Origin of the sequence: Pectobacterium carotovorum (assembly GCF_033898505.1) — a bacterium.
Classification (GTDB): domain Bacteria; phylum Pseudomonadota; class Gammaproteobacteria; order Enterobacterales; family Enterobacteriaceae; genus Pectobacterium; species Pectobacterium carotovorum_J.
In genome coordinates this window covers 344,681-365,476 of the sequence record NZ_JAXAFK010000002.1, presented here as the reverse complement: position 1 = coordinate 365,476, position 20,796 = coordinate 344,681, and the positions used below count along the sequence as shown (strand labels likewise).

The 20,796-nt window shown below is 49.5% G+C and carries 20 protein-coding genes and 1 tRNA gene; 10 read left to right on the top strand and 11 right to left on the bottom strand.

Annotated features, from left to right (window positions below; all coding sequences use genetic code 11):
* Positions 1 to 200: 200 nt before the first annotated feature.
* Positions 201 to 1,634, top strand: coding sequence for a serine-type D-Ala-D-Ala carboxypeptidase (gene dacB, locus R9X49_RS13660; protein WP_319848924.1), 1,434 nt, complete (start codon positions 201 to 203; stop codon positions 1,632 to 1,634).
* 70 nt (positions 1,635 to 1,704) lie between these two features.
* Here dacB and cgtA read toward each other — a convergent pair whose 3' ends face one another.
* The 4 genes from cgtA to rplU form a co-directional block, all read right to left on the bottom strand.
* A complete protein-coding gene (gene cgtA, locus R9X49_RS13655; RefSeq protein ID WP_319848923.1) occupies positions 1,705 to 2,877 on the bottom strand; it encodes an Obg family GTPase CgtA in 1,173 nt (390 codons plus the stop codon).
* Positions 2,878 to 3,138: 261 nt separating this feature from the next.
* The gene (locus R9X49_RS13650; RefSeq protein WP_319848922.1) at positions 3,139 to 4,101 is read right to left on the bottom strand and encodes a DMT family transporter; all 963 of its coding nucleotides are present in this window, start codon (positions 4,099 to 4,101) and stop codon (positions 3,139 to 3,141) included.
* A gap of 89 nt (positions 4,102 to 4,190) precedes the next feature.
* Positions 4,191 to 4,448 carry a 50S ribosomal protein L27 gene (gene rpmA / locus R9X49_RS13645; protein ID WP_012773263.1) on the bottom strand — a complete coding sequence of 86 codons (258 nt, stop codon included), beginning with the start codon at positions 4,446 to 4,448 and terminating at the stop codon, positions 4,191 to 4,193.
* Between the two features lie 19 nt (positions 4,449 to 4,467).
* A complete protein-coding gene (gene rplU / locus R9X49_RS13640) occupies positions 4,468 to 4,779 on the bottom strand; it encodes a 50S ribosomal protein L21 (protein ID WP_010283026.1) in 312 nt (103 codons plus the stop codon).
* A gap of 255 nt (positions 4,780 to 5,034) precedes the next feature.
* Between rplU and ispB the strand changes: the two genes are divergently transcribed.
* Positions 5,035 to 6,006 carry an octaprenyl diphosphate synthase gene (ispB, locus tag R9X49_RS13635; RefSeq protein ID WP_319848921.1) on the top strand — a complete coding sequence of 324 codons (972 nt, stop codon included), beginning with the start codon at positions 5,035 to 5,037 and terminating at the stop codon, positions 6,004 to 6,006.
* 71 nt (positions 6,007 to 6,077) lie between these two features.
* Here ispB and R9X49_RS13630 read toward each other — a convergent pair whose 3' ends face one another.
* Both R9X49_RS13630 and R9X49_RS13625 read right to left on the bottom strand, forming a co-directional pair.
* Complete coding sequence (locus R9X49_RS13630; RefSeq protein ID WP_319848920.1) at positions 6,078 to 6,452, bottom strand: DNA-binding protein; 375 nt, start codon at positions 6,450 to 6,452, stop codon at positions 6,078 to 6,080.
* Between the two features lie 246 nt (positions 6,453 to 6,698).
* Positions 6,699 to 7,085: a DNA-binding protein gene (locus tag R9X49_RS13625; RefSeq protein WP_319848919.1), complete on the bottom strand. Its 387-nt coding sequence runs from the start codon at positions 7,083 to 7,085 to the stop codon at positions 6,699 to 6,701.
* A 187-nt stretch (positions 7,086 to 7,272) separates the two neighbouring features.
* On the opposite strand from R9X49_RS13625, the gene R9X49_RS13620 reads away from it, so the two are divergent.
* On the top strand, positions 7,273 to 7,536 hold the full coding sequence (locus tag R9X49_RS13620; RefSeq protein WP_180742891.1) for a helix-turn-helix domain-containing protein: 264 nt from the start codon (positions 7,273 to 7,275) through the stop codon (positions 7,534 to 7,536).
* Between the two features lie 68 nt (positions 7,537 to 7,604).
* Here R9X49_RS13620 and mdh read toward each other — a convergent pair whose 3' ends face one another.
* A complete protein-coding gene (gene mdh, locus R9X49_RS13615; protein WP_319848918.1) occupies positions 7,605 to 8,543 on the bottom strand; it encodes a malate dehydrogenase in 939 nt (312 codons plus the stop codon).
* A gap of 470 nt (positions 8,544 to 9,013) precedes the next feature.
* Here mdh and argR point away from each other — a divergent pair, with 470 nt between their 5' ends.
* Positions 9,014 to 9,484 carry a transcriptional regulator ArgR gene (gene argR, locus R9X49_RS13610; protein WP_012773258.1) on the top strand — a complete coding sequence of 157 codons (471 nt, stop codon included), beginning with the start codon at positions 9,014 to 9,016 and terminating at the stop codon, positions 9,482 to 9,484.
* 109 nt (positions 9,485 to 9,593) lie between these two features.
* Here the strand turns inward: argR and tsaD are convergent, their stop codons facing one another.
* Positions 9,594 to 10,607: a tRNA (adenosine(37)-N6)-threonylcarbamoyltransferase complex transferase subunit TsaD gene (gene tsaD, locus R9X49_RS13605; RefSeq protein ID WP_319848917.1), complete on the bottom strand. Its 1,014-nt coding sequence runs from the start codon at positions 10,605 to 10,607 to the stop codon at positions 9,594 to 9,596.
* A gap of 227 nt (positions 10,608 to 10,834) precedes the next feature.
* Here tsaD and rpsU point away from each other — a divergent pair, with 227 nt between their 5' ends.
* The 3 genes from rpsU (at position 10,835) to rpoD (ending at position 14,951) form a co-directional block, all read left to right on the top strand.
* Positions 10,835 to 11,050 (top strand): 30S ribosomal protein S21, encoded by a 216-nt coding sequence (gene rpsU / locus R9X49_RS13600; protein ID WP_001144069.1) that lies wholly within the window; start codon positions 10,835 to 10,837, stop codon positions 11,048 to 11,050.
* A gap of 153 nt (positions 11,051 to 11,203) precedes the next feature.
* Entirely contained in the window at positions 11,204 to 12,958 is a 1,755-nt protein-coding gene (gene dnaG, locus R9X49_RS13595) for a DNA primase (RefSeq protein ID WP_319848915.1), read from the top strand.
* A 154-nt stretch (positions 12,959 to 13,112) separates the two neighbouring features.
* Positions 13,113 to 14,951, top strand: a complete 1,839-nt coding sequence (rpoD, locus tag R9X49_RS13590) for an RNA polymerase sigma factor RpoD (protein WP_319848914.1) — start codon at positions 13,113 to 13,115, stop codon at positions 14,949 to 14,951.
* A gap of 97 nt (positions 14,952 to 15,048) precedes the next feature.
* On the opposite strand, the gene mug is transcribed toward rpoD, so the two are convergent.
* Positions 15,049 to 15,552 (bottom strand): G/U mismatch-specific DNA glycosylase, encoded by a 504-nt coding sequence (gene mug / locus R9X49_RS13585; protein WP_319848913.1) that lies wholly within the window; start codon positions 15,550 to 15,552, stop codon positions 15,049 to 15,051.
* A 140-nt stretch (positions 15,553 to 15,692) separates the two neighbouring features.
* On the opposite strand from mug, the gene R9X49_RS13580 reads away from it, so the two are divergent.
* A tRNA-Ile gene (locus R9X49_RS13580) sits at positions 15,693 to 15,768 on the top strand.
* A gap of 442 nt (positions 15,769 to 16,210) precedes the next feature.
* Here the strand turns inward: R9X49_RS13580 and R9X49_RS13575 are convergent.
* Positions 16,211 to 18,202 carry an acyltransferase family protein gene (locus tag R9X49_RS13575; RefSeq protein ID WP_319848912.1) on the bottom strand — a complete coding sequence of 664 codons (1,992 nt, stop codon included), beginning with the start codon at positions 18,200 to 18,202 and terminating at the stop codon, positions 16,211 to 16,213.
* A 288-nt stretch (positions 18,203 to 18,490) separates the two neighbouring features.
* On the opposite strand from R9X49_RS13575, the gene R9X49_RS13570 reads away from it, so the two are divergent.
* Entirely contained in the window at positions 18,491 to 18,856 is a 366-nt protein-coding gene (locus R9X49_RS13570; RefSeq protein WP_319848911.1) for a protease inhibitor I42 family protein, read from the top strand.
* A gap of 71 nt (positions 18,857 to 18,927) precedes the next feature.
* Here the strand turns inward: R9X49_RS13570 and R9X49_RS13565 are convergent, their stop codons facing one another.
* Complete coding sequence (locus R9X49_RS13565; RefSeq protein ID WP_319848909.1) at positions 18,928 to 19,830, bottom strand: LysR family transcriptional regulator; 903 nt, start codon at positions 19,828 to 19,830, stop codon at positions 18,928 to 18,930.
* Positions 19,831 to 20,011: 181 nt separating this feature from the next.
* Between R9X49_RS13565 and R9X49_RS13560 the strand changes: the two genes are divergently transcribed.
* Complete coding sequence (locus tag R9X49_RS13560) at positions 20,012 to 20,779, top strand: type 1 glutamine amidotransferase domain-containing protein (protein WP_319848908.1); 768 nt, start codon at positions 20,012 to 20,014, stop codon at positions 20,777 to 20,779.
* The last annotated feature ends 17 nt before the right edge of the window (positions 20,780 to 20,796 follow it).

The following is a 20,796-nucleotide window of genomic DNA, read 5'->3' as shown; positions in this document are numbered from 1 at the left end:
GGCGACGGAGTCTCTGCAACGTGCCAGTCCTCACTGGACATAAAGCAAAAGCAACCAGCCCCGGAACAAAATTTCCAGGCTGGCAGCGGTTTTGCATTTTGATACGTATTTTACCCCAGAGTTCAATGAGGGTCATCGTTTACTTTAGACCTTGTTGCGCCGTAGTATGACCACACGTTACCCCGTTCTTAGCTGAGATTATGCGTTTTTCATCGATTGTTACCGGACTTGCCTGCGCTTTTGTTCTGCATGCCAATGCAGCTTCTGTTGAGGATCATCGCCAATATTTACCAGACGGTGCCAATCTGGCGCTATTGGTACAAAAAGTTGGCTCAACAACACCCAGCATGGCCTTCAATAGCCAGCAAATGGCGCTTCCCGCCAGTACACAAAAGGTGATAACCGCATTAGCTGCATTACTGCAATTGGGCCCAGACTATCGATTCATCACTACGATGGAAAGCCATGGCCCTATCACTAGCGGTATTCTGAACGGTAACCTCATCGTACGGTTTAGCGGCGATCCAACGCTTAAGCGCCAGCAAATACGGAACATGGTGCAAGAATTAAGAAAGCGCGGGATACAGGAAATCGCAGGGGATGTGCTGATCGACACCTCGGTATTCGCCAGCCACGATAAAGCGCCGGGCTGGCCCTGGAACGACATGACGCAATGCTTCAGTGCCCCGCCGGGTGCCGCGATTGTCGATCGTAACTGTTTCTCTGTCTCACTCTACAGCGCGCCTAAAGCGGGTGACAATGCGTTTATCCGCGTTGCATCCTATTATCCGGTGCAAATGTTCAGCGAGGTCCGAACGCTGGCTAAGGGCTCATCTGATGCGCAATACTGCGAACTGGATGTGGTCCCTGGGGAACTGAATCGTTTTACGCTTACAGGCTGTTTGACTCAGCGCACAGAGCCGCTTCCGCTGGCGTTCGCGATTCAGGATGGGGCCAGTTATGCCGGCGCTATTGTTAAAGATGAACTACAGCAGGCAGATATTCGTATAAAGGGCAGTCTTCGTCGTCAGACGCAGCCAGGAGCCGCGGGGAGCGTGCTGGCTCAGACACAATCAGCGCCACTGCACGACCTGCTCACTATCATGCTGAAAAAATCGGACAACATGATTGCCGATACGGTTTTTCGTACCATTGGACATGAGCGTTTTAGCGTGCCGGGTACATGGCGCGCAGGTGCGGATGCAGTACGTCAGATCCTGCGTCAGAAAGCTGGTGTAGATTTAGGAAACAGCATTGTTGTTGATGGTTCAGGCCTGTCACGACACAACCTGATCTCGCCAGAAACGATGATGCAGGTATTGCAGTACATCGCACAGCACGATAATGAGTTGAATTACATCACCATGCTTCCACTTTCCGGCTATGACGGCACGCTGCGTTATCGTGGCGGTCTGCATGAGGCTGGCGTTGATGGCAAAGTTTCGGCGAAAACAGGGGCACTGCAGGGTGTATACAATTTGGCAGGGTTCATTACCACCGCGAGCGGCCAGCGTATGGCATTCGTTCAGTTCCTGTCCGGTTATGCCGTGCCGCCAGAAGACCAGCGCGCGCGCCGTGTCCCTCTGGTGAGATTTGAAAGTCGCCTCTACAAAGACATTTATCAGAGCAATTAAAATAAGAATGCGGCCTTACCCTGATGGGATAAGGCCGCAATAAGCGAGAATTAACTAGCGGAAGAACGAATTATTTTTGATAGATAATCTCAACGCCTTCGTCATCTTCATCGTCCCAATCATCATCCCACTCTTCTTCGGCTTCTTTCTCTATTTCAGCCAGCTGTTGGCGATGATAATCATCCCACATGAACTCAACTTTTTCCGGCGCGCTTTCGGCAATCGCTGTCACTTTCGGATTGGCTTTCAGGAAGCTCATCACGTCCCAGCAAAGTGGAGTGATGCCTTCGCGGTTCGCCGCAGAAATCAGGTAGTATTTACCTTCCCAGCCAAGCGCAGTCGCAATCTCTTTGGCACGTTTTTCCGCTTCAGCCTTGTCGATCAAATCAACTTTGTTGAAAACCAGCCAACGCGGTTTTTCTGCCAAACCTGCGCCATACTGCTCTAACTCGTTGATAATGATTTTGGCATTTTCAACCGGATCGGACTCATCAATCGGTGCCAGATCAACCAAATGCAACAGAACACGGCAGCGTTCAAGGTGTTTCAGGAAACGAATCCCTAACCCAGCGCCTTCAGATGCCCCTTCAATCAAACCAGGGATATCCGCCACAACAAAGCTCTGTTCGCTATCCATACGGACCACACCAAGGCTCGGCACCAGAGTGGTAAACGGATAATCAGCGACTTTTGGCTTCGCTGCTGATACCGCACGGATGAAAGTCGATTTACCTGCGTTCGGCAGTCCCAACATTCCCACGTCAGCCAGCAACAGCAGTTCCAGCGCCAGCTCACGTTCTTCACCTTTCGTACCGCTGGTCTTCTGGCGAGGAGCACGGTTGACGGATGATTTAAAACGCGTGTTACCTAAACCGTGCCAGCCGCCTTTCGCTACCATCAGGCTCTGCTGATGACGCGTCATATCACCCAGCACCTCGCCGGTACCCTGATCCAAAACACGGGTACCAACAGGAACTTTAATCGTAATATCTTTGCCGCGCTTACCCGTACAGTCACGGCTTTGCCCGTTTTGTCCACGCTCAGCGCGGAAAGATTTTTCAAAACGGTAATCGATCAGCGTGTTCAGGTTTTCGTCAGCCAACAGATAAACGTCGCCGCCGTCACCACCGTCACCGCCATCCGGGCCGCCGTTAGGAATATATTTTTCACGGCGAAAGCTAACACAACCGTTACCGCCATCGCCTGCCACAACGAGAATTGTGGCTTCATCTACAAACTTCATTGATTCTCTCCGCAAAAAACCAATAGAGAATATCTACGTGTTTTAGGCTTGTTATTGGTTCTTCTTGGCGTAACTTTTTGATTTTACGGCATGTAGCGTAATGCTACCCACCATTAAAAAAACTGACGCACCAGAACGCATTCCAGCAAAGGAGCGGATTGTACCTGCCTGCTCCAATAATTTCATCTGTATTAAAAATAAGCAACACATGCAGAATGTCAAAAGGCGACCATGACCTGCTGCAATACGTGTTCTTTCAGGCTACTTCCGCACCATCAATGGCGGCACAGGTTCTTTCTTGCCTGGGAAGAAACGATGTCCGATAGCAGAAAACATAGCACCGGAAACAACGACAAAGGCCCCCAAGTAGCCAACCCAGTTCAGCACTGGCGCAGCAAAGAAAGTCGGCCACCCTAACGCCAGGAGATCGGAAAACAACAGCGTAAACAGCGGCGTCAGCGTAATGACGGCACTAACCTGCGAGGCCTGCCAACGAGCCATGGCCTCCGCCAACGCGCCATATCCAATCAATGTATTCGCGCCGCAGAATAGCAGGCAGATAAGCTGCCAGTTGCTCAGTTGGAAGATAGTCTCAAGCTTGGCAAAAGGCGTAATGAAGACGACACACAGTACGTACAGCAGAAACAGAATTTGCTGTGATGTCAAACGCCGCAGCAGCACCTTCTGCGCTACGCCATAGGATACCCATACCGCCGAGGCGCAGACGCCAAGCAGCACGCCCAGCGTGTAGTCCGTCAACCGGGTAAAAATCTCAATCAGGCTGGTATTAAAGAACAGGATCAGGCCACAGATCAGCATGATCGCGCCAATGACCTGCGTGCCACGCATCTTTTCTTTTAGGATCAGTACGCTGGCAAACATCATACCAACAGGAGAAAGCTGCCCGATAACCTGAGACGCCGTCGGACTCAGATATTGAAGAGACGAGCTAAAGAAAACAAAATTGCCTAATAATCCAGCGGTTGCAATTAGTAGCAGAACCCACCAACGCCGATGCCGGAAAACCCGCATTGGCGGTAAATTCTTACGGTATGACAGAATAATGCCGAGTCCAATCGACGCGATAAAAAAACGATACCAAACAATCGTATAAGGTTCCATCACCACCAGAACCTGTTTCATGGCTATCGGTAACGCCCCCCAGCAAACTGCCGTGGTCAGCGCCAGACAAAGACCGATACCCGTCTGCTGTTTAGTATTCATACTTATCCAGATGGTTTACTCAGAATCAGAATGTAAAAAGCCCCGCAAAGAATTGCGGGGCTTGAATCCGTAAGACCTAACGCGAAATATTATTCAGCAACGATGCTGATATATTTACGGTTTTTTGGGCCTTTAACTTCAAACTGAACTTTACCATCAGTCAAAGCGAACAGAGTGTGGTCTTTCCCGCAGCCAACGTTAGTTCCTGCGTGGAATTTAGTACCACGTTGACGAACGATGATGTTACCAGCCAGTACACTTTCGCCGCCAAAACGTTTTACGCCCAGACGTTGTGCGTTAGAGTCACGACCGTTACGGGTTGAACCGCCAGCTTTCTTGTGTGCCATTTAATCCGCTCTCCTAATCTTAAGCGCTGATGCCGGTAATTTTCACGTCAGTGAACCACTGACGGTGGCCTGCTTGCTTACGGTAGTGTTTACGGCGACGGAACTTAACGATCTTCACCTTTTCGCCACGACCATGAGCAACAACTTCAGCTTTGATTTTACCGCCATCGACGAAAGGAACGCCGATTTTGATTTCTTCACCATTAGCAACCATCAGAACTTGGTCAAACTCAACGGCTTCACCAGTTGCGATGTCCAGCTTTTCCAAGCGAACGGTTTGTCCTTCGCTTACTCGGTGTTGTTTACCACCACTTTGGAAAACTGCGTACATATAAAACTCCGCTTTCCGCGCACTCACCATAGGTTTCAGAGCGCGCTATAAATATTCATAATAGGGCGCGAATTCTACGCAAAAATACTGCGGATGACAAGTGCATAATCAAAGGATGTGAAGAAAAAGAATACAACGTATGAACTGCCGTTTATCTCTCTCATTTTTCAAGTACAATCGGCGCAATAAGTTCCGTCTTGCCGATATGCAGCAGCAATCTTACGGCAGTGTTGAAGACATACGTTGGCACAAACCATGAATCTAGAACAAATTACAACATTAACCGCGCAGGATATGGCAGCTGTTAATAACGTCATTCTTGAACAACTGAATTCCGACGTCGTTTTGATCAACCAGCTTGGGCATTACATCATCAGCGGCGGTGGAAAACGTATACGCCCGATGATTGCTGTACTAGCCGCCAGAGCCCTCGACTATAACGGTGATAAACATGTCACCGTCGCCGCACTGATCGAATTTATTCATACCGCAACGCTGCTGCATGATGACGTGGTCGACGAATCTGACATGCGTCGGGGTAAAGCAACGGCCAACGCTGCCTTTGGCAACGCCGCGAGTGTGCTGGTTGGGGATTTCATTTATACCCGCGCCTTCCAGATGATGACCAGCCTCGAATCGTTACGCGTGCTGGCGCTGATGTCAGAAGCAGTAAACGTTATTGCCGAAGGCGAAGTCTTGCAGTTAATGAACTGCAACGACCCGGATATTACTGAAGAAAGCTATATGCGCGTCATTTACAGCAAAACGGCACGTTTATTTGAAGCCGCCGCGCAATCTTCATCCATCCTTGCAGGCGCGACGCCAGAGCAAGAAAAAGCGCTTCAGGACTATGGCCGCTACCTGGGCACCGCGTTCCAGTTAATTGACGATCTGCTTGATTACAGCGCAGACGGCAAAACGCTGGGCAAAAACACGGGCGACGACCTCAATGAAGGCAAGCCAACACTGCCACTGCTGCACGCCATGCGTAATGGCAATGCAGAACAGAGTTCGCTGATTCGTCAGGCAATTGAAGAAGGAAACGGGCGTCATCTGCTGGAACCAGTGCTTGCCACCATGCAGCAATGTGGTTCGCTTGACTATACGCGCCAGCGTGCCGAAGAAGAGGCAGATAAAGCGATTAGCGCACTACAGCAGCTACCGGAAACGCCATACCGTATGGCGCTCGAAGGCCTCGCCCACTTAGCCGTACAGCGCGATTTCTAATCGTGGTGTGAGGTACTACTTGTCTGATTCAATCTAAGTAGCGCTGCCTTGCAGCGCTACTCGTTCGCAGACTAGGCAGTCTGGTCGATGGGGACATCATCCAGCCGAGACAACATCGCTATCGTCCCTTCACGCAAGATGAAATTGATCAGCCGGGTTCGTTCATCAACGGAAAGTTGATGGAAAATATGCACCCACGATGACAGCAGGGTCGGCTCATTATCTATACGATAATATTCTGTTGGTGGGTTCTCTTTTATGAGCAGAGAGTTCCTGACCTCATTCGGCAAACTGCGAATAGAGTATTCGACACCGCGCCCTTGAACCCCTTTCCGCCTGCGCTTTTCCCAACCGTCGTCTCGCGCTCGTTTGTTCAGCCCCTGCGGTGACTTCGGCAATCCACCTACGCCAACCAGCTCACTTGTTGCAAACCATTCTTTGTCCATACTCGTCACTCCCTTGTTTGTTTTGAACAGGCATTACGTCAACTCGCCCAAAAGTTTCCATATAATAGACTATAATTACCTAAACCGCTAACTTTTACACGTTACCGGCACACCTAAGTAATAAAGAAATGATTAAATCCAGTACGATGCTAAAACATCGCGACCAGAGTAATACGGTCAACCGAAAGAAAATGCAGGTTCCTTCTTCACCATAGATTGGCAATTGGAGAACCCGCTTTCGATGGCTCAGTCAATCTCCATTGATGAGATGGGTTCCTCGTCCGACGGTGTAATACCTAACTGGCTCAGCGTCGTCGATACGCCGACGCGAAGAATATAAGCGATTAGCTCATCTCTTTCTTTTTCAGATAGTTGCTGATAAATCTGCATCCATACTGCCAAGGCAGCAGGCTGCTTCGCCGAGTAGGCGGAAGGCTCGGTTTCGAGTAATAGGGATTTTTTTACCGTATCCGGTAAGCTGTGAATTGAGTACTCCACTCCTCTTCCCTGGACGCCTTTACGGCGACGCTTCTCCCATCCATCCTCGCGGGCGCGCTTATTCAATCCTTGTCTTGATTTCGGAAGGCCGCCGACTCCAACCAATTCGCTGGTAGCAAACCACTCTTTTTTCATTGCCTTTCATCCTGATAGTGCCATCCCTAACAAAAACGCGCTTATTTGGAAATTAATTGAGAATTTTAAGGAAAATTAATGCTATATTATTTCCAAATAATAATGTCATGTTAGCTCGGCATATAACTAACATCCGTTATTTATACCACTAATCTACAGTCGTCTTATAGCAAATAAGGGAAGGAATATGATTTTAAGGAAACAAGACTGGCATCCCGCTGATATCATTGCTGCACTGCGCAAGAAAAACACGACGCTGGCGGCGGTATCGCGAGCGGCCGGATTAAGCTCATCTACGTTAGCTAACGCGCTATCACGCCCCTGGCCCAAAGGGGAATGGCTTATTGCCGATGCGCTGAGTATTCACCCATCAGAGATTTGGCCCAGCCGGTACTACGATCCGGAAACCAATGAGCTTATCGACAGAAAAAAACTCATCCGCCCCGATTAAAAAGAAAAGCCGGAGATATCGATCTCCGGCTTTTTATTCAACGTCACGTATTACAAGAATCTCAATGATTAATTCTTGATGAACGTCTCGCCTAGCTCAATATCCTGCTTCAACGTATCCAGCATGCTGTTAAGCGCGTTTTGCTCAAAAGCACTTAATGTGCCGATGTCTTTACGCTCTACAACGCCGCCTTTGCCCAACAGCACCGGCTGAGCGAAGAAGCGGGCATATTTGCCATCGCTTTCAACGTATGCACATTCCACCACACCGCTTTCACCTTGCAGCGCACGAACCAGAGACAGACCAAAGCGTGCAGCAGCCTGACCCATAGACAGCGTTGCCGATCCGCCACCCGCTTTGGCTTCAACAACTTCGGTGCCCGCATTCTGAATACGCTTGGTCAGATCGGCCACTTCCTGCTCGCTGAAGCTGATACCAGGAACTTGAGACAGCAGTGGAAGAATCGTCACACCAGAGTGTCCGCCGATAACCGGTACATTAATATCCTGCGGCTGTTTGCCTTTCAGCTCAGCAACGAACGTGTTGGAACGGATGATATCCAGCGTGGTAACACCGAACAGTTTGTTTTTGTCATACACGCCGGCTTTTTTCAGCACTTCTGCTGCAATGGCAACGGTCGTATTCACCGGGTTAGTGATAATACCGATACAGGCTTTCGGGCAGGTAACCGCGATTTGCTCAACCAGATTACGCACAATACCCGCATTGACGTTGAACAGATCGGAACGATCCATACCAGGTTTACGCGCCACACCGGCAGAGATCAGCACGATATCCGCGCCAGCAAGCGCAGGTTTAGCATCTTCACCGCTATAGCCTTTGATCTTCACTGCTGTAGGAATATGGCTCAGATCGACTGCAACACCCGGCGTGACCGGAGCGATATCGTAAAGGGATAGTTCTGAACCTGAAGGAAGCTGGGTTTTGAGGAGGAGTGCGAGTGCCTGACCGATACCACCTGCTGCTCCGAGAACTGCAACTTTCATCCTAAACTCCTTATTATCGTAAAATAAAAAAGTGCCGTGAATTCATTTGGTTATAAACAGAATATAAAAAATGGGGATAAGATCAGTCTACTCATCTTTCTGCAAATGACATGAGAGACAAAAAATACGCTATGTCTCTAATAATAAATCAAAAACAACCATTCGTTTGAAAGGTAAGTAAAGTTAATAAGCTATTGAGCTATAACGCGGTGTTCATTCACGTGCAATTAACCTGTGCGCTACATTACACCGATCGATGGCGTCCAAACAACATCATTCTGATAACATTTGATTTACTTTTATGTGACGCAGGACGCATTTTCCGGACTCACCGGGAGCCAAATTTTTGTGAAAACAGCGACTAGCACATATCTGGTGAAATAGACTGGAATTATAGGCGATTTAATTGCATAAAAATTCACACAACTGCATAATAGGTGGATTAACCATAACAATTAATCCGGTGCAGAATGCGAAATTCGACAAAACAAGAAGACCTCGTTAAAGCGTTCAAAGCGCTGTTAAAGGAAGAGAAGTTCAGTTCTCAAAGTGAAATTGTTCAGGCATTGCAAGACGAAGGATTTGAAAATATCAACCAATCCAAGGTGTCACGCATGCTAACGAAATTTGGCGCCGTGCGCACACGTAATGCCAAAATGGAGATGGTGTATTGTCTCCCAGCCGAACTCGGCGTTCCTACGACCTCCAGCCCGTTGAAGAATCTTGTACTGGACGTGGACTATAACGATGCGGTCATCGTCATCCATACCAGCCCTGGAGCCGCGCAGCTCATTGCCCGCCTGCTGGATTCACTCGGGAAGTCCGAAGGAATTCTCGGCACCATCGCGGGGGATGACACGATCTTCACCACCCCGGCAAGAGGCTTCAGCGTCAAACAGCTTTACGAAGCTATTTTGGTGCTATTCGAACAAGAGCTGTAACTCCCCTCTCGCCTACCGTTTTTATTACTCGTTTTTTACTGAGTATTTTTCGCTACGTTTTCTTTGCTACGTGTAGGCACGCTACACGTAGCGATTATTACCAAAACGCTCACACCGCAGGCAATTCAGCCAACGGCCAACGTGGTCGAACAGATACTCCCAGCGTCTGACTGGCACCATGCACCAGACGGACGCTGCCCGCATAGGCAATCATCGCACCATTATCCGTGCAGAATTCAGGACGCGCATAAAACACTTCGCCGCCCCGTTTCGCCATCACTTCGCCTAAGCGCTGGCGCAGCGTCCGGTTTGCACTCACGCCCCCAGCCATGACCAATCGCTTAAAGCCCGTTTCATCCAGCGCACGCCGACATTTTATCGCCAGCGTATCTACAACGGCATCTTCAAATGCGCGAGCAATGTCGGCACGCGTTTGATCGTCATCACCGTTGCTACGAATCGTATTAGCAGCAAACGTTTTTAGCCCAGAGAAGCTGAAATCCAGACCGGGACGATCGGTCATTGGGCGAGGAAACGTAAAGCGCTGGGAATCACCCGCCTGCGCCATTTTCGACAGCATCGGGCCACCGGGGTAATCCAGCCCCAGAAGTTTAGCCGTCTTATCAAACGCTTCGCCCGCCGCGTCATCAATCGATTCGCCCAACAAACGGTATTCACCAATGCCCGTCACGCTGATGAGCTGCGTATGTCCACCAGAAACCAGCAGCGCCACGAAGGGAAACGCCGGTGGATTGTCTTCCAGCATCGGCGCCAGCAAATGCCCTTCCATGTGGTGAACAGGAATCGCCGGCACATTCCAGGCAAACGCCAGAGAGCGGCCGACTGTCGCCCCCACCAATAACGCGCCAACCAAACCAGGACCGGCGGTATAAGCCACGCCATCGATATCGCTTGCCTGCAACCCGGCTTCACGCAGCGCCGCCTGAATTAACGGGACCGTTTTACGCACGTGATCGCGTGAGGCAAGCTCAGGCACTACGCCGCCGTAATCAGCATGTAATTTGACCTGGCTGTATAACTGATTGGCGAGCAAACCGGTTTCGGTGTCATAAATGGCCACGCCAGTTTCATCACAGGATGTTTCGATACCCAATACGCGCATTGCTGTTCCTACTTTGATGACGATACAAGCGCTCGTTGAATGCCGCTTGCTTCAAACTGTGGATAGTCTACCATAAGCGCCCTGATTTCTGCGCTGGCCGCGGTTGGGTGTTTTATGATCACCACAATGCTTTACAAAGACGCCACGTTTGCAGTAGAATTCCGCACCATTTTGAAAAGGCTGGCACAAGGCCAGCGGCAAACCGAATTTATTGAGGTGAGAGGCACATGCCGGTAATTAAAGTACGTGAAAACGAGCCGTTCGACGTAGCTCTGCGTCGCTTCAAGCGTTCCTGTGAAAAAGCAGGTGTTTTGGCTGAAGTTCGTCGTCGTGAGTTTTATGAAAAACCAACGACCGAACGTAAGCGCGCTAAAGCTTCTGCAGTGAAACGTCACGCGAAGAAATTGGCTCGAGAAAACGCACGCCGCACTCGTCTGTATTAATTTTCAGGAGGGTTTCCCTCCAACGCGTGATTAATCCGCAGACTTAGCAGTTGCATACGAAGGCCGTGCTTTCCGAAAGGAAGCGCGGCTTGTTGTCGTTTATAAGCTATATCCAATGTAACCACCTTACAGAAAGATATATATCAGGGGCTTATGGCTGGACGAATCCCACGCGTATTTATTAATGACCTGCTGGCTCGCACCGACATCGTCGATCTCATTGACGCGCGCGTCAAACTGAAAAAGCAGGGCAAAAACTACCATGCGTGCTGTCCATTCCATCACGAAAAAACCCCCTCATTCACCGTAAACGGTGATAAGCAGTTCTACCACTGTTTTGGTTGTGGCGCACACGGCAACGCCATTGATTTTTTAATGAATTACGATCGTCTCGAATTCGTTGAAACCATTGAAGAACTGGCCACCCAATACGGCCTCGAAGTGCCTTATGAAAGCGGCACTGGCCCAACCCAGTTAGAGCGTCACCAACGGCAAAGCCTGTACGAATTGATGGGACAGCTCAGCGGATTCTATCAACAAGCACTAAGCCAGTCAGCCGGTACGCCAGCGTTGCAGTATCTGCAACAGCGCGGTTTAAGCGCAGAGGTTATCAGCCATTTTGCTATCGGCTTCGCCCCGCCCGGCTGGGATAACGTTTTAAAGCGCTTTGGCCGCAATAATGATGACCGCAGCACATTGAACGATGCCGGCATGCTGGTGACTAACGATCAGGGCCGAACGTATGACCGCTTCCGCGAGCGAGTGATGTTCCCCATCCGCGACAAACGGGGGCGAGTGATTGCCTTCGGCGGACGAGTATTAGGCGACGGTACGCCAAAGTACCTTAACTCGCCGGAAACAGAGATTTTTCATAAAGGTCGCCAACTGTACGGCCTGTATGAAGCGCAGCAAAGCCACGCTGAGCTAAAGCGACTCTTGGTTGTCGAAGGCTATATGGATGTGGTGGCGCTGGCGCAGTTTGGTATTGATTATGCAGTGGCGTCGCTGGGTACTTCCACCACAGCCGATCACATTCAGTTACTATTTCGCGCCACCGATCTAGTGGTGTGTTGTTACGACGGAGACCGTGCCGGACGCGAAGCGGCATGGCGCGCGCTGGAAACTGCGCTACCCTATTTGAACGATGGTCGTCAGCTACGCTTTATGTTCCTGCCAGACGGTGAAGATCCCGACACGCTGGTACGTAAAGAAGGCAAAGCCGCCTTTGAACAGCGCATGGAACAAGCCCTGCCGCTGTCGCAGTTTCTGTTTGAGACGCTGCAACAGCAGGTGGATATGAGTTCACCCGATGGCCGTACCAAGCTCAGCACGCTGGCGCTGCCGCTGATAGGTCAGGTACCGGGAGAAACGCTGCGGCTGTATTTGCGCCAGCAGCTCGGCAACAAGCTGGGTATTTTGGACGACAGCCAATTGGACAGGCTACTGCCTAAAGTGGCAGAGCAGGCGCAGCCTTACCAGCCGCCGCAACTAAAAGTCACAACTATGCGTATACTTATAGGACTTTTAGTACAAAACCCAAGGCTGGCGGCAGAGGTTCCTGACCTTGCGCTGGAAGGGATTGAAGAAGACAAAGTGGCTGGTTTATCGCTGTTTCAGGATTTGGTGAAAACCTGCAACGCCAGCCCGGGAATGAACATGGGTCTGCTGTTGGAAAAATATCGTGACAGCAAGTACCGCAAGCAGCTTGAAACCATGGCTTCATGGAACCATATGATCGTAGAGGAAGAGCTCGACGAGAAGTTCAGAATCAGTCTGGCAGAGCTCTACGATCAGCTGTTGAAACAGCGACAAGAAACATTGATTGCCCGTGACAGAACGCACGGGCTCAACGCCAAAGAAAAAAAAGAGCTTTGGTCGTTGCAACTGGCGTTGACCAGAAAACACTGATACAGAGGCTTAATTGCCGATAAATAGCAGGGTTGAGCCCTGCAAAGAGCCGCTACAGGGGCCGCGGCGATAAGAAAAATACCCCTAATGCTATTGTTAGCGAACTACGCTGACCGACACCAACCCAAATACTCTGAAGTGTGGATACCGTCTTATGGAGCAAAACCCGCAGTCACAGCTGAAGCTGCTTGTCACCCGTGGTAAGGAGCAAGGCTACCTGACCTATGCTGAGGTCAATGACCATCTGCCGGAAGATATCATCGACTCGGATCAGATCGAAGATATCATCCAGATGATTAACGACATGGGCATCCAGGTGATGGAAGAAGCACCGGATGCAGACGATCTGTTGCTGGCCGAAAACACCAATGATGCCGATGAAGATGCGGCAGAGGCTGCTGCGCAGGTTCTATCCAGCGTTGAATCGGAAATTGGTCGCACTACCGATCCGGTTCGCATGTACATGCGTGAAATGGGTACCGTTGAGCTGTTGACGCGTGAAGGCGAGATCGATATTGCCAAACGTATCGAAGACGGTATCAACCAGGTTCAGTGCTCTGTTGCCGAGTATCCTGAAGCCATTACTTACCTGCTGGAACAATACGATCGCGTTGAAGCGGGCGAAAGCCGCCTGTCCGACCTGATCACCGGCTTCGTCGATCCTAATGCGGAAGAAGACATCGCCCCTACCGCGACGCACGTGGGCTCCGAGCTTTCGAGCGAAGAAATGGACGATGACGACGAAGAGTCTGAAGACGACGAAGATTCTGAAGACGACAACAGCATCGATCCTGAACTGGCGCGTGAGAAGTTCACCGAGCTGCGTGAGCAATATGAAACCACCCGCAAGGTGATCAAAGAGCACGGCCGCAGCCATGCGCTGGCAGTACAGGAAATCCTGAACCTGTCTGAAGTCTTCAAACAGTTCCGTCTGGTGCCGAAACAGTTCGATTTCCTGGTTAACAGCATGCGTTCCATGATGGATCGCGTCCGTACTCAGGAACGTTTGATCATCAAACTGTGTGTTGAACAGTGCAAAATGCCGAAGAAAAACTTCGTCACCATGTTCACCGGCAATGAAACCAACAGCACCTGGTTCGCAGCAGCCGTCGCCATGGGCAAACCGTGGTCTGAAAAGCTGAATGATGTAGAAGAAGACGTCACCCGCAGCCTGCAAAAACTGCAACAGATCGAAGAAGAAACCGGCCTGACGATCGAGCAGGTTAAAGACATCAACCGCCGTATGTCGATTGGTGAAGCGAAAGCGCGTCGCGCCAAGAAAGAAATGGTGGAAGCCAACCTGCGTCTGGTTATTTCTATCGCGAAGAAATACACCAACCGTGGTTTGCAGTTCCTCGACCTGATTCAGGAAGGTAACATCGGTCTGATGAAAGCGGTAGATAAGTTTGAATATCGCCGTGGTTACAAATTCTCGACCTATGCAACCTGGTGGATCCGTCAGGCGATCACCCGTTCTATCGCCGATCAGGCGCGTACCATCCGTATTCCGGTACACATGATTGAGACGATCAACAAACTGAACCGTATCTCTCGTCAGATGTTGCAGGAAATGGGTCGTGAGCCAACGCCGGAAGAGCTGGCTGAACGTATGCTGATGCCGGAAGACAAGATCCGTAAAGTGCTGAAAATCGCGAAAGAGCCGATTTCAATGGAAACCCCGATTGGTGATGATGAAGATTCACATTTGGGCGATTTCATTGAAGATACGACGCTGGAGCTGCCGCTGGATTCCGCGACGTCGGAAAGCCTGCGTTCTGCGACACACGACGTACTGGCTGGCCTGACCGCGCGTGAAGCGAAAGTCCTGCGCATGCGTTTCGGTATCGATATGAACACCGACCATACGCTGGAAGAAGTGGGCAAACAGTTTGACGTTACGCGTGAACGTATCCGTCAGATCGAAGCGAAAGCGCTGCGTAAACTGCGCCACCCAAGCCGTTCCGAAGTGCTGCGTAGCTTCCTGGATGATTAATTCACTCCTCAGCTAATCCGCACTTCAGATAACTACATGATAAATAACCCCGGCCCGCCGGGGTTATTTTTTGCCTGTCAGAACGCTCAGATTGAATTTATACGTTATCCTGCAACGCCTGATGCAATTCCTGATATGACGCCACCAGCGACTCCAGCGTCGCACGATTTAGCCCACTTGGGTTCGGCAGCACCCAAACCTGGGTTTCGCCAATACGTAGCGCCTGACGCCCCCATGAGACCTTTTTGATACCAAACGCCTGACTGAACGCCTGCTTCCCCAGCACGGCCAGCGCACGCGGTTGATAGCGTTCCATCTTCTCGAGAATCGCATTGCCGCCTTGCAGCAGCTCGTCTCGCCCCAGCTCAGTAGCTTCAACCGTTGGGCGCTCCACCAGCATGGTGATGCCGCATCCGGTGTCCAGCAGATGCTGTTCTTCGGCGGGCGTCAGCAACCGCTCGGTAAAACCCGCCTGATGAATCACTTTCCAGAAGCGATTGCTGGGGTTCGCGAAGTGGTAACCGTGATGGGCCGTCGACAGCCCGGGGTTAATGCCGCAGAAAACCACCTGAAGATTCATGGCCAGAATATCGGTAATCATGTCTTTCCCTACTTTCATTGACTACAGACATCGTAAATTCTGATAAGAATAACAACAAGCTATCTTGAGTATAAAACCACCACCCGGCAGATAGGCTATAGACCTCCCCCCGCACATTACCGTATAATCATCGCCCATTCGGCCCCTTAGCTCAGTGGTTAGAGCAGGCGACTCATAATCGCTTGGTCGCTGGTTCAAGTCCAGCAGGGGCCACCAAATTCAAGGAGTTGCGTTAATAGCGCAGCTCCTTTGTTTTTTCGGGGATATTTCAAGCGGGACGAGTGGTTAGCAAATGCCATCACAGCCCTTTCCCCCCTGCTCACTCGCATCAACTGACCAGCCTCTCGATTGAGAGAAACGCATCATGATATTAGCCATATCGGCCATTATCATGCCAATGGCGTGGCTTGATGTTTATCAAATCGGGTAAGCCAGAATGCTTTTATTGAAGGATTTAACCGGAAATAACGGACAGAAAGGCTGGATTTTTACTCGCTCAGAACACCGAATAAAACTACATGAACCACGGAACGCTTGCTGCATGAATATACCAGCAAGCGTTCCGTGAATCTCTGAATGGGCTGGTATTAGAAAAATACCAGCTGAAAAGTCGACTACCTCAACACAAGTGCGAAGCTAAACAGCTGCACTCACACGCTTAATTATCAGCAGGCGCTGAGTCGAGAATCTCTGGAACATGACTCGATGCCCACTTAGTAAAGTAATCCTGAAGCAGCAGTGAAGCATATTCTGAGGTATGGCCCTCGTCACGATATAATGGAAGGCCATTCTTAACATAAGAACATTTACCGTCCTTTCTATCGCAGAATACATCGTTCTGTTCAAAAACAAGCACGCCGGGGTGGGTTTTATTAACCGCCACGAGCAGTGGGCTGAAATCTTTCAGAATAGAACTCCGAACATCAGAGGAAACCAAGCAATCCTTTGGATGCTGTTTAAGGGGCGATTTAAAGCAGGCCTTTGGATGGAAGCCCGGTCTTATGTGTGGCGTAAAAATAATGACCTTAACACCCTGTTTTTCAAGGAAGTCGATGCGTTGAATCACTCTGGCAATCTCATCGCTAGAGGGCTGTCGTGACAAACCGTCTAAAATAACAAATTTTATGGATGGCGTTCTCTTGATAATGTCATCAATAAATTTTTCTTGATCGGTTATCCTAGAGCCATAGCAAGGGCTTCTCGGATCGTCACCAGAGTTATCAAAACCAACCCCACACGTTCCTATCGAAAGGATAGTCTGGTGCTTCAATTTTTCATTTTTAGCGAACCCAGGATAGAGCTGGTTTGCGTAGCTATTACCCAAAAGAAGAATTGTTGGCGGCTTAGTTCCACTCTTCATGCAGAACCACCAAGCTAGATTATTCTGATCTTTATAAGGGTATTCAGACAGGCAAGTATCATTCTTTGTATAGGCCCATATTGGTCCCATAAACTGATACTGAACCTCTTTGGTAAAATCACTCGTTGTCACAGCCTTGCGTTCTGCAAATCCATCTTTATAAAAAACAGCAGAGCCGGATAAAAATAGCACGATGCTGAGACAAATCAACGCACCAACAAATTTATATCCCTTTGATTTTCTTATTTTTCCCTCAACAAATTTATACGTAAGCCAGGCCAATAAGATCGATAAAAAGACAGCGGCTAATCGCAAAAAACGATCTGGCGTGCCTCTTTCTACAATTCTCAAAAAGGTCAATAACGGCCAATGCCATAGGTACAAAGGGAAACTGATTAAACCAAACCAAACTACTATCTTATTGCTCAAAAACAAACGATTGAGCATCGCATTAGGGCCGGCAAAAATGATTAGAACCGCACCAATAACGGGAATCAGAGCCCAAAAACCAGGAAAGTATGCATTTTTATTGATGGATAAAAAGCCAAAACCCAAGATCAAAAAACCAAAGAGTGACAAACCGTTTATCAAAGACTGATTTTTTTGAAATCTATCGACAAAACCCTTGTGATAAAGAACGATAAACGCCAACAAGCTACCGAACAACAACTCCCAGAAACGCGTTAATGGAGAGTAAAACGTCGCGACGCCATCACTCCTTATCATGTAAATATTCAGAACAAAGGAGGCCAAAATAAAGCTAAGCAACAAGGCAATTCGGCGAAAATTCATTCGCCAAAACACCCAACACAGCAAAGGCCAGAGAAAATAGAATTGTTCCTCTATACCTAAGCTCCACAAGTGCAAAAGCGGCTTAGTTTCTGCGGCATTATCAAAATAGCCAGATTCGCCCCAGAGCACGAGGTTGGAAACAAAGCCAACCCCTGCCATGGTATGTTTGCCTAATTGCTTATACTCATCCGCAAGTAAAGCAAACCAGCCAAAGATAAGAGAGGCCGATAGCACGAGTAGCAAAGCAGGAAATATCCGCTTGATACGACGTGCATAGAACTCGGAAAAGCTGAAGGTTCCCTTGTCTAAATTCTCAAAAATAATCGTGGAAATCAAAAAACCGGAGATAACAAAAAAGATATCGACACCAATAAAACCACCTTTCATCCAGGCAGGAAAGGCGTGAAAAGCAACGACGGATAGAACGGCTACAGCCCTTAACCCGTCAATGTCAGGGCGATATTTTGGGTGTGAAAGATGCGGATTAGATGTTGTCATTAGACATGAATTCACGTTCGGCAAAACTTGTCAAAGCATTTTAGCCGGATAAGGTGTAAAAAAATTATAAAAATTATACCTCCAGATGACCATCAGCAACAACTTTTACTCTATCTAACCATTAAATTAATCAATGAATTATATATTTTAGCCACAACTGAACATTCCCCGACAAACGCGATGCTCGCCATGCCTGCTGTTTTTCTAATATGCCGTTATCACTTTCTTTTTTAGGGTTATACACTATAAAAAATGGTGTGACTTACCATAACGACCTGAGAGGGACTCATGAATAAAATATTAACCTGCGCTTTGAGTGGCGTGGTGATGCTTGTCTCTGCTGGCGTCCATGCCGCGGAAAACGCGAAAAATCTGGACGGCACAGCGGGCAAAGAGGTCAGGTTATCGCTCGAAGCCAATCCGACAACAGGATACAGTTGGATGCTGGAAAGCCTTCCCAGTGAGCTGATTTTCGTTTCCAGTCGCTACCAGCAGTCGAAGGAGTGCAAAGAGGGAATGGTCGGCTGCGGCGGTGAACAGACCTTTTATTTCATTGGTAAAGCATCCGGCAAAGGTACGCTGAAACTGATTTATGGTCAGCCTTTCGATAAGTCGACGTGGGAAGAGCATAAGGTCAACGTTGAAATTAAGTGATTGCACGCTCGCCCTCTGATAAAGGGGGCTTTACCAGTTATTTGCACAGCGCAAGGATTCAGAGAACGCATTCACGTCTTAATGACCTGCGAACACACGTCGATAAACGCACGCAGTTTGGGTTGGTTCCTTGCAGCTCTGGAGAAATACAGAAAGAGGCCGTCGTTGCCCGGCGAGAGATCAAGTAACGCCGCTTCCAGCGTGCCGTTTGCCAGTTCACGTGAGGTATGGAAGGTGGAGGAGTAAATTAACCCGACGCCCCGAACCGCGAGGCTGCGCATCAGTTCCCCATCGTTCACCGTCACCGTACCCGTTGGCTCAATTCTGACGCTTTCCTTATTTTCGATAAATTCCCACCGGTAAATATCGCCCTTCTCAGGACGGCGAAAGCGAATGCATTCGTGATGCATTAAGTCGCGGGTGACTTTAGGTTTGCCGTGCGTTTTAAAATAGTCCGGCGATCCAAATACCGCCCACTTAAAGGGCGGGGAAAGTCGTATCGCGATCATATCCTGCTCGATGTATGAACCGATCATGATACCGGCGTCATAGCCTTCAGAGACGAAGTTATCGTGACGATTACTCACCGTGATATCGACATGCAAATTCGGCCACGCCTGACGAAATGCAGGGATGAGCGGCTCGATAACATGGGGCAATGCCAGGCGTTCTACGAGCAGCTTCAACGTTCCCGACGGTTTTTTTGCCGATTGAGCCACATCTTCAAAACCTGTCGCGATAGCCTGTGCCGCAGGCCCGATTCTCAGCAGCAGATTTTCTCCCGCTTCCGTCAATGCCATCTTGCGCGTCGTGCGGTGGAAAAGGGGCACACCGAGACGATGTTCCAGTCTCTGGAGCGACAAACTCACCGATCCCGGCGTCTTACCGAGATCGAGCGCCGCTTTGCGAATGCTCAATCGTTTCGCTATCGCCAGAAATTCGGAGAGTCCATCAAAGCTATCGGATTGCCCCATCAGGGTTCCTCATCGTCATGCAATACAGGGAGCGTCAAACGCACTTTACGACAGTTTCTCATATCAATACAAAAGCATTACAGCGATTTATTAAACAATACATTCCCTTTTTACCGTCTATTTTCAACCCGTTATCATGGATATAGTGGCGACCATAACCACCTGCTGAAAGGAGTTTTTTATGTCAATCATCAAGCGCTGTGCTGGTCTTATCGCCGCGATGGCTGTGTTTGCCGCAGCTTCCCCCGTTTTCGCCCAGGCTAATCTGAAAGAAGAGAAGGTCTTAATCGTCGTCTCCAGTCTCGATAAAAAAACCCCCGATCTCGTTGGCGGCTTCTGGCTTCCTGAATTGACCCATCCGGTCGACGTGTTCGACAAAGTCGGCCTGTCTTACGATATCGCCAGTCCCAAAGGTGGGATGCCTCCGTTTGACGGATTCGATCTCAAAGATCGGGCGAGTCTGGATTTCTGGACTAACCCGGAACACCGCAACAAACTGGCTAATTCCATCCCACTGGCAAAGGTTGATCCTGCGAAATATAGCGCGATCCTGCTGGTTGGCGGACATGGGCCAATGTGGGATTTCGTCAACAATCCTGAATTGATCAACATCGTGCGTACCATGTACGAGAAAAACGACATCATCAGTGCCGTTTGCCACGGTCCGGCAGGCTTGCTGAATGTGAAACTCAGCAATGGTGAACTGTTGATTAAGGGCCGTCACCTCACCGGCTTTACCGCCGAAGAAGAAGCGTTCCGTCATTACGACAAGATTGTCCCGTTTGAACTTGAAGCCGCGCTGAAAAAGGATGGCGCAACATTCGAAGAGGCCCCAATCTTTGAAAATAGAGTCGTCGTTGACGGGCGACTGATCACCGGTCAGAACCCGGCATCCGCCAAAACGCTGGGCGAAGCTGTCGTCAGCGCGCTGCAAGCGAAAGCCAAATAACATCATGAAGCCACGGC